Source organism: Bacillus sp. FSL W8-1143, from assembly GCF_037965155.1.
Taxonomy (GTDB): Bacteria; Bacillota; Bacilli; order Bacillales; family Bacillaceae; genus Bacillus; species Bacillus pumilus.
Genome location: NZ_CP150182.1, coordinates 3,007,197 through 3,023,423, shown reverse-complemented (window position 1 = coordinate 3,023,423; position 16,227 = coordinate 3,007,197). Strand labels below are relative to the sequence as shown.

13 protein-coding genes are annotated in these 16,227 nt (G+C 42.3%); all 13 read left to right on the top strand.

What is annotated here, in order from left to right:
- Positions 1 to 60: 60 nt before the first annotated feature.
- Positions 61 to 1,113 carry an iron ABC transporter permease gene (locus NSQ36_RS15555; RefSeq protein ID WP_050944118.1) on the top strand — a complete coding sequence of 351 codons (1,053 nt, stop codon included), beginning with the start codon at positions 61 to 63 and terminating at the stop codon, positions 1,111 to 1,113.
- Entirely contained in the window at positions 1,114 to 2,136 is a 1,023-nt protein-coding gene (locus NSQ36_RS15550) for an iron ABC transporter permease (RefSeq protein ID WP_137054410.1), read from the top strand. It begins immediately after the preceding gene.
- Positions 2,137 to 2,157: 21 nt separating this feature from the next.
- Entirely contained in the window at positions 2,158 to 2,973 is an 816-nt protein-coding gene (locus NSQ36_RS15545) for an ABC transporter ATP-binding protein (RefSeq protein WP_137054411.1), read from the top strand.
- 176 nt (positions 2,974 to 3,149) lie between these two features.
- Positions 3,150 to 3,872: a response regulator transcription factor gene (locus tag NSQ36_RS15540; RefSeq protein ID WP_339206056.1), complete on the top strand. Its 723-nt coding sequence runs from the start codon at positions 3,150 to 3,152 to the stop codon at positions 3,870 to 3,872.
- Positions 3,873 to 3,875: 3 nt separating this feature from the next.
- Positions 3,876 to 5,630, top strand: a complete 1,755-nt coding sequence (locus tag NSQ36_RS15535) for a HAMP domain-containing sensor histidine kinase (protein ID WP_106029314.1) — start codon at positions 3,876 to 3,878, stop codon at positions 5,628 to 5,630.
- A 136-nt stretch (positions 5,631 to 5,766) separates the two neighbouring features.
- On the top strand, positions 5,767 to 7,203 hold the full coding sequence (gene uxaC / locus NSQ36_RS15530) for a glucuronate isomerase (RefSeq protein ID WP_050944113.1): 1,437 nt from the start codon (positions 5,767 to 5,769) through the stop codon (positions 7,201 to 7,203).
- 68 nt (positions 7,204 to 7,271) lie between these two features.
- Positions 7,272 to 8,282 carry a LacI family DNA-binding transcriptional regulator gene (locus NSQ36_RS15525; RefSeq protein ID WP_253622245.1) on the top strand — a complete coding sequence of 337 codons (1,011 nt, stop codon included), beginning with the start codon at positions 7,272 to 7,274 and terminating at the stop codon, positions 8,280 to 8,282.
- Between the two features lie 59 nt (positions 8,283 to 8,341).
- The gene (locus NSQ36_RS15520) at positions 8,342 to 9,799 is read left to right on the top strand and encodes a tagaturonate reductase (protein WP_335365176.1); all 1,458 of its coding nucleotides are present in this window, start codon (positions 8,342 to 8,344) and stop codon (positions 9,797 to 9,799) included.
- A complete protein-coding gene (locus NSQ36_RS15515) occupies positions 9,796 to 11,289 on the top strand; it encodes an altronate dehydratase family protein (RefSeq protein WP_339206052.1) in 1,494 nt (497 codons plus the stop codon). The genes NSQ36_RS15520 and NSQ36_RS15515 overlap by 4 nt, the downstream gene beginning before the upstream one ends.
- A gap of 20 nt (positions 11,290 to 11,309) precedes the next feature.
- On the top strand, positions 11,310 to 12,701 hold the full coding sequence (locus tag NSQ36_RS15510; protein ID WP_212045530.1) for a glycoside hydrolase family 28 protein: 1,392 nt from the start codon (positions 11,310 to 11,312) through the stop codon (positions 12,699 to 12,701).
- 172 nt (positions 12,702 to 12,873) lie between these two features.
- On the top strand, positions 12,874 to 13,824 hold the full coding sequence (locus NSQ36_RS15505; protein ID WP_003213757.1) for an ABC transporter substrate-binding protein: 951 nt from the start codon (positions 12,874 to 12,876) through the stop codon (positions 13,822 to 13,824).
- On the top strand, positions 13,790 to 14,848 hold the full coding sequence (locus NSQ36_RS15500; RefSeq protein WP_003212738.1) for an iron ABC transporter permease: 1,059 nt from the start codon (positions 13,790 to 13,792) through the stop codon (positions 14,846 to 14,848). Before NSQ36_RS15505 ends, NSQ36_RS15500 begins: the two co-directional genes overlap by 35 nt.
- On the top strand, positions 14,845 to 16,131 hold the full coding sequence (locus NSQ36_RS15495) for a heme ABC transporter ATP-binding protein (RefSeq protein ID WP_339206049.1): 1,287 nt from the start codon (positions 14,845 to 14,847) through the stop codon (positions 16,129 to 16,131). Before NSQ36_RS15500 ends, NSQ36_RS15495 begins: the two co-directional genes overlap by 4 nt.
- The last annotated feature ends 96 nt before the right edge of the window (positions 16,132 to 16,227 follow it).

Here is a 16,227-nt window from a genome sequence, read left to right as displayed (position 1 = left end):
AGATTGATAATCATTATCACTGATAAGGAATAGATATGAACGGAAAGGAAGAGACTGGTTTTGGGCTCACAATCGAATAAACAGCTGCCGGCCAAAGACAATGCAATGGATATTGTCACGAAACCCTTTGGAACAGCAGTTGTTGTCATCATAGGAATTATCGCTTTAGCATTTGGTCTTTTTTTATCGGTATCATTAGGAGCAGCAAATATTCATCTTCACACGGTATGGGAAGCCATTTTTCAATTTGATCCACAACAAACTTCACATCAAATCATCCGGGAATTGAGGCTGCCGCGTACAGTTGGGGCTGCACTCGTCGGTGCCTTTTTAGCCGTATCGGGGGCTATTATGCAAGGCATGACAAGAAATGCGCTTGCGTCTCCTGAAATTATGGGTGTGACAAATGGCTCTGCATTTGCGATTGCCATTGCGTTTGCTTTTTTCCCAGGACAATCTTCTTTTACATTAATTCTTTGGTCATTTGTTGGTGCGGCACTCGCTGCCTCTATTGTGTTTGGTGTCGGTACTCTTTCAAAAGGTGGATTGACCCCAGTGAAGCTCGCACTAGCTGGTACGGCTGTTGGGGCACTTTTAAGCTCCATCTCCTCAGCAATTGCCATCCGGTTTGACGTCGCTCAAGACATGAGCTTTTGGTATGCTGGCGGCGTGGCTGGTGTGAATTGGAGCAATATTAAGGTCATCATTCCAGTTGCGGTTGCGGGGCTGATCATCGCAATGATTCTTGCCCGCTCGATCACTGTTCTCAGCTTAGGTGATGAATTGGCAAAAGGGCTTGGACAGTACACGAAAACTGTCAAGGTACTTGGAATATTGGTCGTCATTCTTCTAACAGGTGCTGCTGTCTCAGTGGCCGGTACTATTGGCTTTATCGGGCTTGTGATTCCTCATGTCACTCGTTTCTTGGTCGGAGTTGACTATCGATGGATTATCCCATGCTCAGCTATTTTAGGGGCGGTTCTGTTAATTTATGCAGACATTGCTGCAAGGCTGGTCAATGCCCCATTTGAAACGCCAGTCGGTGCCATTACTGCAATTATAGGCGTTCCTTTCTTCTTATATTTAGCTAGACGTGAAAGGAGCGGGATTTAGATGGAAATGGTGCAGCAGGCAAAGAAAAAGAAATACAAACGAACGATGCTCATGATCTTTTTGGCGATCGTGGCTGTGTTCCTTATTAGTTTAAATACCGGAGAAATTCGCATTTCTCCGATGGATACATTGAAAACATTTTTTGGATTCGGAAGTGAAATGGATGAGCTTGTATTATTCGAGTTCAGACTTCCAAGAATGGTCATCGCTTTACTTGTTGGCGCTTCTATCGCTGTATCAGGAGCGATTTGGCAAGGTGTTTCTCAAAACGGTTTAGCCGATCCAGGCATTCTTGGTGTCAATGCGGGCGCAGGCTTTGCAGTGGTTTTGTTTATTTTTGCTTTCCAAGGTACGATGTCAAACCTAGGTGATTTTACGATCTTTGTACTGCCGCTCTTCGCTTTTGTAGGTGCAGGCTTTGCTGCATTTCTTATCTATGTGTTAGCGTGGAAAAAAGGCATCACACCTGTTCGATTGATTTTAACGGGTATTGGCGTGAATGCTGCGTTTTCAGCAGCAATTGTGGTTATTCAATTAAAAATGAGCCCAAATGATTTTAACCAAGCCATCGTGTGGTTATCAGGAAGCATTTGGGGATCGAGCTGGACGTATGTCCTATCAGTTCTGCCATGGATGCTTATTTTCCTTGTGTTAGCGTTTGTGAGAGCACGTTACTTAAATATCATGAATTTAGGTGACCAGCTGTCCTACGGCTTAGGGATCTCGGTTCATAAAGAAAGAAGCTTTTTTATGCTGATTGCTGTTGCATTAGCAGGTGCTAGTGTCGCTGTTGCAGGTAGTATCTCGTTCTTAGGGTTAGCCGCACCGCACTTGGCGAGAAAGCTTGTTGGACCAAAGCATCAAGGAATGATACCAGCCTCCGCGTTGATTGGCGCATTGTTATTATTACTGGCAGATACACTTGGCCGCGTCATACTTGCACCATCAGAGGTGCCAGTTGGTCTTGTCGTTTCGGCTTTAGGCGCACCTTACTTCATTTACTTATTGATGAAAACGAACTAAGAAGGAAGGAGAGTACAACATATGAAATCGCTCGAAACAGAAAAGCTTTGTATTGGCTATAATGACCGTTTGATTGTAGACGATTTAAATATCAGTATCCCAAAAGGCAAGGTGACGACATTGATTGGACCGAATGGGTGCGGAAAATCAACGATTTTAAAAACAATGTCCCGTATCATGAAGTCCAATCAAGGCGTTGTTTACTTAAATGGTCAGGCTATTCATCAAACGCCTACAAAAGAAATTTCAAAACAAATGGCGATCTTACCGCAAACGCCCGAAGCACCAAGTGGACTGACAGTGTATGAGCTGGTGTCATATGGACGTTTCCCACATCAAAATGGATTTGGACGCTTATCAAATGAAGATAAACGAATCATCAGATGGGCACTTGAAGAAACGGGTATGATTGCTTTTCATGACCGGCCAATTGAAGCACTTTCTGGTGGACAGCGTCAGCGTGTATGGATTGCGATGGCACTTGCCCAGGAAACAGAACTGCTTCTATTGGATGAGCCGACGACGTATTTGGACCTTGCACATCAGCTCGAAATTCTTCAGCTGTTAGAACGGTTGAACAGAGAGCAGGGACGAACTGTGTTGATGGTCATTCATGATTTGAATCATGCGGCACGTTTTTCTCATTACATGATTGCCCTCAATCAAGGAAAAGTCATCAAAGATGGGACGCCTCATGAGGTCATGACCAAAGAGGTGCTTGGTCAGGTATTCCACATTGATGCAGAAATCGTACTTGACCCTAGAACGAATAAGCCGATCTGTTTAACATATGACTTAATGAATCATGAAAGAAAGCTAGAAGCTGTGAATGGATAATAGAAGTAAAAGGAACTCGGTGGAATAGCCGAGTTTTTTTGCGTCTCTGAAACTTCCTAGTGCTGCCATTTTCTCCAGTTGATATTTTTTCGCTTTTATGCAGAAAAGAGGTACTTTTTTACTTTAGACAATGGTAATATACGGTTAGAGATCATAGCTAGAAAGGAAAGAGATGCGTGGAAACAGCAAAAATATTGATTGCAGATGACGAAGAAGCAATTGTAAAAATGGTTGAACGCGTATTAAAAAAAGAAGGATTCAAGCATATTTATAAAGCCTACCATGCAGATGAAGCATTAGATGTTGTCAAAAACGAGGACATCCACCTTTTACTTCTAGATGTGATGATGCCCGGTAAGTCTGGTTTTGATGTTCTTCCTGAAATGAGAAAATATACGAAAGCGCCCATTTTCTATTTAACCGCAAGAACGTCTGATGTAGATAAACTGACCGGCTTTGCTCAAGGAGCAGATGATTACATCACAAAGCCATTTAACCCGCTAGAGCTAGTGGCTAGAATTAAGGCTCACTTAAACCGAACATATATCTCTTTAAAGGAAGACCACGATGAGGCTCAAAGTCATTACGAATATGCCCATTTCTCTTATCATCCTCATTCAGCCGAATTGAAAGTAAGAGGAGAGGTGACTGCATGCTCAGCTCAGCTGCTTTCCTTGCTGAAGTACTTTTGTGATCATCCGAATGTGGTTCTTTCAAAAGATCAAATCTATGAGAAAGTATGGGGCGTCCCATCATATGGTGATAACAACACCGTGATGGTTCATATCCGAAAGCTGAGAGAAAAGATCGAGCTAGATCCGAGTCAGCCAGAATATATTGTGACGATCCGTGGTATGGGCTATAAATTTATACCGCACCCAGCAAAGGTTCTTAAATAATTTATGAATCTACGAGCAAAACTCTTCTTTCACTTTGTCGGACAAATGTTTATTGTGATTGCCATTTTGATCATCGGAAATACGTTCTCTGATAATTTATATTTAAAAAAATACTACGAGAACATGGCTGAAACCGGTTTAACAAAAGCTGATGGAGATACACTCATGAGCTGGCTTTATTTTAATGAGGATGGAAAAATGGAAGCCGATGATCAGCTGAAACAAGCAGTGAGAAAACGAGACGGATGGCTGCAAGTCATTGATTCAAAAAAGGATAACGTCTATAGCTATCACCGCCCTAAGTCCATTCCAACTTCCTATCAAAAGGATGAAATGATCAAGATCTTTGAAAAAAGGCAATATAAAGATTACAAGATGTACTTCTGGCCCATTGAGATTGATCAAAAAAGCTTTATCGTGCTATACGGGTTCAAAACGAACAGCACAAAGGTCGCCAACTATCTGAAGCAACACGAGAAAGACTTGGCTGCATTATCTCAATATTCGGTTGAAACGAAAGAATTCTTGAAGAGAATGAATGGATCGGTGCATCTGTTCAATGATGAAGGGAAATATTTACAAGGTATTCGAGCCAATACCAATTTGAAACATGAGGTAACAGATGTTGAACTGCTCAAGTATCAATCAAAGCCTTGGGAGTTTAGAAGTGATCTGTCTTATATCAGAGTGAATAAAAACCTGTATATCATTATTTCTGTACCAAATAAAGTATACAGCCCAGATGGATTATACGATAAAGAAACAGACGCTTTAAATCAATATACGACCATCTTAATTGCAGGTCTTGCGATTACGATTATTATCGTCATGACATTATGGTACTCGTATCGCTATGGACTGCCGATCTATCACATTATCCGCTGGCTGATTTTCTTATCTAGAAATAAATTGCAGGAACCAACAAATAGAAAAGGAATTCCAATCAGTAAAAATAAAAAAGGTCGTATTAAGCGGGAATACCGATTATTTGAGGATATCCTAAAAACAATGGATCAGCTCACGCTTACATTAAAAGAGAATGAAGCAAACCGAAGAAAAATTCAAACCACAAGGGAAGAATGGATTGCAGGATTGTCTCATGATCTGAAAACACCTCTTAGTACGATTTACGGCTACGGGCTCATGCTTGAATCTGATCAATATCAATGGTCCAAGGAAGAAGTCATGGAAATGGGACAGGTGATTCGTGAGAAATCAGAATACATGTCGACCTTGATTGAAGATTTAAACCTCACGTATAGACTAAAAAATGGCGCATTGCCTATTAATCGAAAGCCTGTCGAGCTTGGTGAATTCTTAGCATCCATTATGGACGAGTTTTCAAGGAGCTCATTTTCAGAAGATTTCCCTTCCTCCTTCGAAGATCAAACTGATGGTGTCATGTTTGAGATCGACAAAGCCTGGTTCAGACGAGTGATTGAGAACCTGCTAGCGAATGCAGTCAAGCATAACCAAAAAGGAACTCATATTACAGCTACCTTATCTGAAACAAATGAGGAAGTTCGGATCGAAATGAAAGACAACGGATGCGGAATGGCACAAGAAACGGTCGATCACTTATTTAACCGCTACTATAGAGGGACAAATACGAACGATCCAACGAATGGAACAGGACTCGGGCTGGCGATTGCAAAAGAGCTTGTCTTGCTGCATGACGGTGATATTCAAGTGGAAAGTGAACAAGGTGCTGGAACAACTATTGCGATTATCCTAAAAAAATCACCTCCTGTAAAATAGCCAAAAAACGATTTTCCTTTCAAAAGGAGATCGTTTTTTCCTGTTTTAGGATTGAAATCAACTTTGTAAACGATTACAATTAAATTGTTAACGTGAACAAAACAATTTAATACGATAAGAGGGATGGGGGAATTTGATGAAAGCCTTTTTAGATGAGCAGTTTTTACTAAACAGTCCAACGGCGGAAAAGTTATACCATGAGTTTGCAAAGGACCTTCCAATCATAGATTACCATTGTCATTTAAGTCCTAAAGACATCTATGAAAATAAAACCTTCCGAAATATCACCGAGGCATGGCTTTATGGAGATCATTACAAATGGCGTGCCATGAGAGCAAACGGCATCCCTGAAACGCACGTCACGGGGGATGCATCTGATGATGATAAATTTTTGGCGTGGGCAAAGACCGTCCCTATGACCATAGGAAATCCGCTCTATCACTGGACTCATCTAGAGCTGAGAAGGTATTTCGGAGTCGAAGACCTATTAAATGAAAAAAATGCAGACATCATTTGGCAGAAAGTCAATGAAAAGCTGCAAGGAGAGGGATTTGGGGCGAGAGACTTCATCATGAAATCAAACGTTGAAACCGTTGTCACAACAGATGATCCGGTCGATTCTCTTCAATATCATCAAAAACTGCGGGAAGAGGGATTCTCTGTACAAGTGCTTCCAGGGTTTCGACCTGATAAAGCACTCGATATAGCGAATGATCTGTTTGAAAAATATGTTCATGAGCTGGCAGAGGCTTCAGCTATCCCAATACAATCCTACCAAGACTTCTTACATGCCCTCCGTGCGAGAATTGATTTTTTTCATGATCACGGCTGCTTGATCTCAGATCATGCCATTAATGAAATGACATATGAAGAAACGACACAAGAAGAAGTGGAGACCATCTTTCATAAAAGAATGTCTGGTCATCCATTGACGGAAAAAGAGAAGATCAAATTTAAAACAGAGACATTCATTATGCTAGGTCAGGCTTACTGTGAGCGTGGCTGGGCAATGCAGCTTCATATCAATGCACTTAGAAACAACAATACGAAAATGTTTGAGAGGCTCGGACCAGATACGGGGTACGATGCGATGAATGACGAAGACATTGCAAAGCCGCTTTGCCGAATATTAGATCGTTTAGAACAAGAAGATGCATTGCCAAACACGATTCTTTATTCCTTGAATCCAAGGGACAATGTAGTGATATCAACATTGGCTGGAAGCTTTCAAGACGGGAAGACACCGGGGAAGATGCAGCACGGCACAGCCTGGTGGTTTAATGATACGAAGCAAGGAATGACAGAGCAGATGATGGCTCTTTCCAGTATCGGACTGATCAGCCGTTTTATCGGGATGCTGACAGATTCACGAAGCTTTTTGTCCTATACAAGGCATGAATATTTCCGAAGACTGCTTTGTGATATCATCGGGGATTGGGTAGAAAAAGGAGAAGTCCCCTATGACCTTGAGCTGTTAGGGGGGATTGTGAAAGGAATCAGCTATGAAAATGCCAAGCAATATTTTCAATTTGACCGGGCAAAGCAGCTCCATCATCAAAGTAAAATCACATGAGGAAAAAGGTAAGAAAATGAAAGCGGTTTTATGATAAGATGGAAAAAAATCATAAAAGGCGGAATAGCATGACAGTCACAATTAAAGACATAGCAAAATTGGCAAATGTCTCTCATACCACAGTATCAAGGGCTTTGAATAACAGTCCTTTTATTAAAGAGAAGACAAAACAAAAGATTTTGTCGATTGCAAAACAGCTGAACTATTCACCAAATGTCCATGCCAGAGGCCTTGTATCACAAAAATCGTTTACAATCGGTCTGTTTTTCACGAGTTTAACAGAAGGCACATCCTCAAGCTTCTTTGTGGATGCGTTAAAAGGCGTCAATAGCGTCATGACAGAGCATTACAATCTGTTTGTTAGGGGTATTGACGATTTTCACGATTACACAACCATTCATAAACAGCGCTACGATGGCATTTTGCTGATGAGCCAAAGCGAGCACGATGAAGCGTTTATCCATCATGTCAAGAAACAGGGCATTCCAATCATTGTGCTGAATCGCCGTGTAGAAAGTAATGAAGTGATGAATATATTAGCAGATGATAGTCAAGGAGCATATCAGGCAGCGCACTATTTCATTCAGCAAGGCCATCAACAAATCGCCATCATTGAAGGAAAAGAAGGCTTTAAATCGACTCAGGAGAGAAAAGCTGGCTTTCTCCAAGCGTTAATTGATCACCATATTCCTATGAAAAAAGAATATATGATCACGGGTGACTACCATATGAAAAGCGGCTATGAATCAATGGAATCTCTGCTGACCCTTGATCATCCGCCAACAGCGCTTTTTTGCTCTAACGATGACATGGCCATTGGTGCGATGAATGCTTTATATGCAAAGGGCAAGACGTGTCCAGGTGATATCTCTATTATTGGTTTTGATGATATTGCATTTTCATCCTATACCACGCCTGCACTGACAACGGTGAAAAAGCCAATCGAAAAAATGTGTGCACTTGGAGCAGAAGCCATCCTATCCGTCATAAACGGTGAAGAGCAGGAAGAGGATCATATGGAAAAAATGTATGTCCACACAGAGCTGATGATCAGAGATTCAGTCAAAAAGGTGCAGTAATCAGCATCTTTTATAGAAGAATGTTCACGTGTGCATAAATTACAGAGAGGGGAATCCATTTGAAACGTTTATCAAAAGCCCTATACCCGGTGCCTGAGTATCCGGAAACGATTTTGCAGATTGGTGAAGGGAATTTTATGCGAGGCTTTATTAATTGGCACATCCAAAAGCTGAACGACTGCACAGATTTTAAAGGAAGAGCTGTTGTTGTTCCCCCGAGAAAAGGATCTGTTGCAGCTTTAAATGAACAAGATGGCTTATACACATTATGTATACAGGGCTATCATGACCAGCAAGAAATGAATGAGCGGATGGTCATTCAATCGATCAGCAGAGGAATCAGTACGTATACGGATTATGATGTTTTTTTACAAGTAGCTGAAAACCCCGATCTCCGCTTTGTCTTCTCCAACACGACAGAGGCAGGGCTTATGTTCAGAAAGGCGGATCGCTTGGAGGATCGACCGCAAGCGAGTTTTCCAGGAAAGCTGACGGCGTTCCTATATCACAGGTTTAAAGCATTTGCTGGAGATGAACAAAAAGGGCTGATCATCCTTCCATGTGAACTGGTCGAACATAACGGTGATCGCTTGAAGGAATATGTGATAGACATGGCAACTAAGTGGGACCTGCCGCTTGCGTTTATCACATGGATCAAGGAAGCCAATACGTTTTGTAATACGCTTGTGGATCGGATCGTTCCTGGGTTTTCTAAGGAAGCAGCTGAAATTGTTCAAAAGGAAGAGGGATATATCGACGAGTTGCTTGTCACGGCAGAATACTATCACCTCTTTGTTATTGAAGCACCTGTCTTCGTACAAAAAGAGCTTCCCTTTCAAGAAGCAGGTTTAAATGTCCTTTTTGTAGAGGATATTGCGCCTTATCGCATGAGCAAGGTACGGATTTTAAACGGTGCCCATACAGCGATGGTGCCAATCGCTTACTCATGCGGGGTAGAAACTGTAAAAGAGGCTGTGGATGATGAGGATGTTGGTACGTTCATCCGGCGTATGCTGGAGGAGGAAGTACTGCCAGGGCTTGAGCTCTCTCGAGATGAGCTTCTTCTTTATACACAATCGGTTTGGGATCGCTTTTGCAATCCATTTGTGAAGCATCAATTGCTGGATATTGCGCTCAATGGTGTATCTAAGTTTCGAACCCGTATTCTTCCGTCATTGTTTGATTATGTTGAGCAAAAGAAACAGCTGCCAATGAAACTCGTGTTTTCACTCAGCAGCCTCATTTATTTTTACAGAGCACAGGCAGAAAAGATAAAGGATGATGAGACTGTACTGGTATTCATGAAGGAAGCCTTTGAAGGAGAGAACCAATCTAATGAAGCGATCGCAGCTAAGATTCTATCATGTGAGTCATTATGGGGGAAAAATTTAACGGATATAAATGATTTGGTTCATGCTGTAGCTGATCAGCTTACCCTCATACAGGAGCAAGGAATGAGAGCGGCTGTTCAACGAATGCTGCAACATCAATATGAAAGTCAGGGGGAGAAGGCATGAAAGATTTTATTGTGATTCACCCTTCAGATAATGTCGGTATTGCTTTAAAAGTGCTTGAACAAGGGGAGGAGCTACATCATCAAGATCATTCCGTTATTTTAAAAGAGACCATCGCCAAAGGTCATAAGTTTGCATTGGCTGATATCAAGCAAAGAGAGAATATCATGAAATACGGTTACCCCATTGGGCATGCAACGACTGCCATTTCTGCTGGAGAATGGGTGCATACACATAACATCAAAACCAATCTATCAGGCAAGCTCGATTATGAATACGAGCCTTCATTTACAAATAACCCCTATAAAAAAACGAATCTTACATTTAAAGGATATAAACGAAAAAATGGGGAAAGCGGGATTCGCAATGAGCTTTGGATTGTCCCAACCGTTGGATGCGTAAATGGCATTGCCGATCAAATCATCCAAATATTCACCGCTGAAATGGGCGGAAGCATCCATCCGTTTGAAACAGCTCTTGTATTAAAGCACAATTATGGATGCTCACAGCTTGGGGACGATCATGAGAATACAAAAATCATTTTACAAAATGCCGTGAAGCATCCCAATGCTGGAGGAGTGCTCGTCCTCGGACTTGGTTGTGAAAATAACGACATTGAAGATTTTCAGTCTACATTAGGTGAATATGACCATGAGAGAGTGAAATTTTTAAGAAGCCAAGAAGTAGGAGATGAGATTGAGGCGGGAGTTGCTTTACTCAAGGAAATTTATGAGGCAGCGAAAGAAGATCACCGTGAAGAAATCCCGTTATCTGAGCTGAAAATCGGCTTGAAGTGCGGGGGATCAGATGGATTCTCCGGCATTACCGCAAATCCGCTTTTAGGAAGGCTGTCCGATTTTATTGTTGCTCAAGGCGGCACGACAGTGTTAACAGAAGTGCCCGAAATGTTTGGAGCAGAAACGATTTTAATGGAGAGAGCGGAATCAGAAGCGACTTTCGACAATATTGTGCAAATGATCAATGACTTTAAACAATACTTCATGGATCATCGACAGCCAGTATATGAAAATCCTTCCCCGGGAAATAAAGCAGGTGGAATTTCGACATTAGAGGATAAATCTCTCGGTTGTACACAAAAAGCAGGAACTTCTGACATTCAAGATGTATTGAAATATGGGGAATTGCTGAAGCGAAAGGGCCTAAATTTATTAAGTGCACCGGGAAATGATTTGGTTGCTTCATCTGCTCTTGCCGCTTCTGGCTGTCAGTTGGTTCTTTTTACAACAGGCAGAGGGACACCATTCGGCACGTTTGTCCCAACAATGAAGGTCTCGACGAATACAGCCTTATATGAAACAAAAAAACATTGGATTGACTTTAATGCGGGAGAACTGCTTGAAGATGTACCAGAAGATATTGTGTTAGAAAAATTTATTTCAACTGTCATTGATGTGGCGAGCGGGAAGCTATTGAATCATGAAAAAAACAATTTTAGAGAGCTGGCTATTTTCAAAACAGGTGTCACACTTTAAGGCGACAGGGGGATGAGAATGTGTCTAGAAAACGGGATTTGATGTATATCACAGCAGGAACGGTACTCACAGGAATCGGACTCACTCGTTTAGCAAGGCAAGGGAAGAAAGACAAAGAAGCAAACGGAATCGATCAGGTGTTAAAGCAGATAAAAGCACCACTGTTCCCTGATCGTGAATTTAATGTGGTTCATTATGGGGCAGATGCAAAAGGAACCGAGCTTTCAACAGATGCTATCCAGTCTGCCATTGATGATGCGCACCGTTTGAAAGGGGGACGTGTGCTGATTCCAGAAGGGACGTTTGTGACAGGTGCGCTAGAATTGAAGAGTCATGTAGAGCTGCATTTGCATGAGAAAGCGTATGTGGCATTCAGCCAAAACCGAAAGGATTATCTGCCGCTTGTACTGACAAGATATGAAGGGGTTGAGCTTTATAATTATTCACCTCTCATTTATGCACACCATGCAGAAAACATCGCCATTACAGGAGCTGGAACGCTTGATGGCAGAGGAGATGAGCATCATTGGTGGCCTTGGAAATATGGCACGAATGGCCAGCCTTCTCAAGATCGGGATCGTCAGCTTCTATTTGACATGGCTGAAAAGAGAATACCAGTAGAAGAAAGAGTGTTTGGAGAAGGGCATTATTTAAGATCAAGCTTTATCCAGCCCTACCAATGTCAGCAAGTTCTTATTGAGGGAGTGACAGTGAAGGATTCACCGATGTGGCAAATTCACCCTGTACTAAGTGAACATGTGATTGTCCGTGGAGTTCATATTATCGGGCATGGACCAAACACAGATGGTGTCAATCCGGAGTCTTGCCGGAATGTGCTCATTGAAGATTGTTATTTTGATAATGGCGACGATTGTATTGCCATCAAATCTGGAAGGAACGAGGACGGACGGAGAATAGGGATTCCATCTGAAAACATTGTTATTCGTAGAAATGAGATGCGTGATGGACACGGCGGAGTGACGATTGGGAGTGAAATCTCTGGCGGGGTAAGGTATATCTATGCAGAGAATAATGTCATGGATAGTCCGAACCTTGACCGGGCACTGCGGATTAAAACCAACTCTGTCAGAGGCGGTACCATTGAACATATTTACTTTAAAAACAACACAGTCAAAAGCTTAAAGCATGAAGTGGTCTGTATCGACATGATGTATGAGGAAGGGGATGCGGGTCCACATCGTCCTGTTGTACGTCATATTCAAGTGGAAGGACTGAAAAGCAGCGGCGGACGATATGGTGTGAAAATAGCTGCCTACTCACATTCCCCCGTGACAAACTTCAACATGAAAAATTGTGTCATAGACCATGTGACGTATCCACTTTCTTTGGAGCATGCAGTAGCGCCTTCTTTTCAGAAAGTTGTCATCAATGGGGAACAAATTAATAAATAGATGGGCGTAAAACAGTCTTATTAGAGGCTGTTTTTCTTTTATCAGAACGAAAAAGACGCTTTTAGAAATCACATATACAACCTAACTGCACTGTAGTATAATATTCCCGAAATTAGAAAAGAATTGACGGAAGAGCTTTCGTCAAGCAGTACATAAATCAGGGGGTTCATTCATGAAAAAGTTAACGGCCATTTGGCTATCGCTATTGCTTGTGATGGGTGTTTTAGCAGGATGTGCAGGTGCTGAAACAGACCATAAAGCAAAGAGTTCACAAAATAACGAAACAGCGGCTGCGGCATTTCCTGTCTCGATTAAAGATGCAGCTGGTAAAACAGTCGAAATCAAAGAACAGCCTAAACGTATTGTCTCATTAATTCCAAGTAATACAGAGGTTGCCTATGCGCTTGGTCTTGGAGATAAAATGGTTGGACGATCTGATTTTGACAATTATCCAAAGGAAGTTGAAAAGGTAGAGAAGATTGGCGGACTTGAATTCAATGTCGAGAAGGTGATTTCCTTAAAGCCTGATCTTGTACTAGCTCATGCCTCGCAGATGGGATCAAAAGAGGGATTTAAACAGCTAGAGGATGCAGGAATTCAAGTACTGACTGTAAATGATGCCACTTCCTTTAAGGATGTGTACAAATCGATCAATACGATCGGTGAAGCAACAGGTGCAAAAGAAGCATCAACAAAGCTTGTAGACGAGATGAAAGCAAAATTGAATCACATCAAGAAACAAGCAGAAGCGATCTCGAAAGACAAACAAAAAACAGTCTTTGTTGAAGTTTCAGGTACGCCTGAAATTTATACAACAGGTACTCATACATTTATGGATGAAATGCTTTCTGTTATCCATGCGAAAAATGCTGCTGGTGATCAAACTGGCTGGGTGCAAATGACAGAAGAATCGATTATCAAACGAAACCCTGACGTAATCGTCACAATTGATGGTTCCAGCTTAGCTGATCTGAAAAAGAGAGACGGCTGGAATGCGATCAAAGCAGTGAAGGAAAAACAAGTCTTTCAATTGAATACGGATCTCGCATCAAGACCGGGACCGCGATTGGTTGAAGGAGTCGAGGCTCTTGCGAAAAGCATCTATCCTGACACGTTCAAATAAATTTATCATCGCATACACACTAAGTGCTTTACTTCTTGTGGTGAGCATTGGAATGGGAATCTCCTTTGGAAGCTTAGGGATTCCCATTCCTTCTATTCTGCGTATATTTGTTCATGAACTATTCGGTGTGCAGATAGGCACAATAGATTCAATTGATCGCAATATTATGATGAATATCCGGCTGCCGAGAGTGATATTAGCGGCATTAGTCGGAGCAGCGCTGGCGTTATCTGGTGCAGCATTTCAAGGTTTATTAAAAAATCCTCTTGCTGACCCATATACACTTGGTGTATCACAAGGGGCATCAGTTGGAGCCGTCGCGACCCTATTTTTCAGTTTGCAGCTCCCTTTGCTCGGCAGTTTCACACTGCCTTTTTTCAGTATGACAACAGCGCTTGTGACCCTATGTCTCGTCCTCTTTTTTGCGCGTCTTGTCCATCGGGGGATGAGCATCTCCTCTTTAATTTTAACAGGGGTGATTTTCAGTTCTTTTTTGGGCGCGCTTATATCATTGATGATTGCCTTAACGGGTGATGATTTAAAAGAGATTATTCATTGGCTTCTTGGCAGTGTGTCCATGAGGGGCTGGCGCTATATTGTGCTTTTCCTTCCTTTCTTTCTGATTGGGACCTTTGCATTAATGCTGATGGGGCGAGATTTGAATGTCATGACGTATGGCGAGGAGAAGGCAAAGCTATTAGGTGTACATGTGAAAAGGAGCAAATATATCGTGCTGCTTGCTGGATCGATTCTGACTGGTAGTGCAGTAGCAGTGTCAGGGACAATTGGGTTTGTGGGACTTGTGATTCCGCATTTTATTCGCCTCTTAGCGATCACAGACCACCGGCACCTCCTGCCTTTGTCTATGCTGAATGGCGCTTCCTTTCTCGTTTTAGCAGACGTGTTATCACGTACGATCATTGAGCCGACTGAATTACCGATCGGCATCATCACAGCGTTAATTGGTGCCCCTGTATTCGGCATCATCCTCATTCGTAAATACAGAGGAGGGACGCATCTATGATTCAAGTGAAGGAAATCAAAGGTGGATATGGAGAGAAAGAGGTCATACGTGGCATCAGTTTTGAGGTAAATCAAGGGGGATTTCTCGGTATACTTGGTCCAAATGGAAGCGGGAAGTCGACCTTGCTTAAAATGATCTCTGGGTTGCTGGAACCTGATAGTGGTGAAGTACGCCTGAGCGGTCAACTGATTCAATCTTACCGTCCAAAGGCACTTGCGCAAAAAATGGCTGTTCTACCGCAGAAAACGGACCAAGCCTTCTCATTTACAGTGGAAGAAACGGTTCAATTCGGTCGTTATCCATATCAAAAAGGATGGCTACAATCTGTTACCCAAGAGGATATGCGAATCGTAAACAAAGTAATGGAACAAACGGATGTTGCACAGTTTAAGAATCAATCTATTCATGAGCTAAGCGGGGGAGAACAGCAGCGTGTGTACTTGGCACAGGCATTAGCCCAGCAGCCTGAATATTTATTGCTGGATGAACCAACCAGTTTTCTTGATTTGGCCTATCAAAAGGATTTGCTTGATTTAATTAAAGAAGAGACCACTTCCTCTAGGCTAACGGTGATCGGTGTGTTTCATGATGTGAACATCGCCAGTTTGTATTGTGACCGGCTGCTGCTGCTTGATGAAGGAAAGACGGAAATAGTAGGGCTGCCGCATCACGTCTTGACGCCTGAGCGAATCAACCGTGTATATGAAACAGATGTAACACCGCTCCAACACCCGCGAAGGGCAAATCCTCAGCTGATCATTGAACCTGCCGGGGCTTCTGTAGCATCAAATGCAAAGTTAGCGGACGGGTGGAAAACGTATGGAGGAGAAGGAATGACGTTTTCCCTCAAACAGCCGCTCCGCATCCTTTCCTCACATCAGAAAAGGGGCGGCTTCTTTTGGAAAAGGTCTCTCGGAACGGGAAGTGACATGCTTCGTGACGAGTTGGATGATCGTGAGGGACTATTGTTTTATAACCTAACGAGTGGACCAAAACAATTTGCTGCTGAAGACACAGACGACAACATGGTGCTTTACGGTATGCGTCATCAAGAAGAGCTGACCATTTGGCTTGTATTGAAAGAGTCTATATCAGACGGATCGTCTGTTCAGCTTATGGGGCAGCTTGTCCACATGATAAAACAGGAGACGAGCATGTCCATTCATCATCTTTGTATCGCTGCTGCGGGTATGCAGGAAACAGAAGGTGATGAGCATTTACACGAAAGATTAAAGCAGAAAGTGCACCTTCTTCTTTATTCATTGAATGCCATTCAAAAGTGAACCAAATGGTTCGCTTTTTTGTTTATGATGCGATCACAGTACTTTAGTTAAACAAATACATCCTTTTCACTTCAGGTTATACTAAAAGGACAAAGC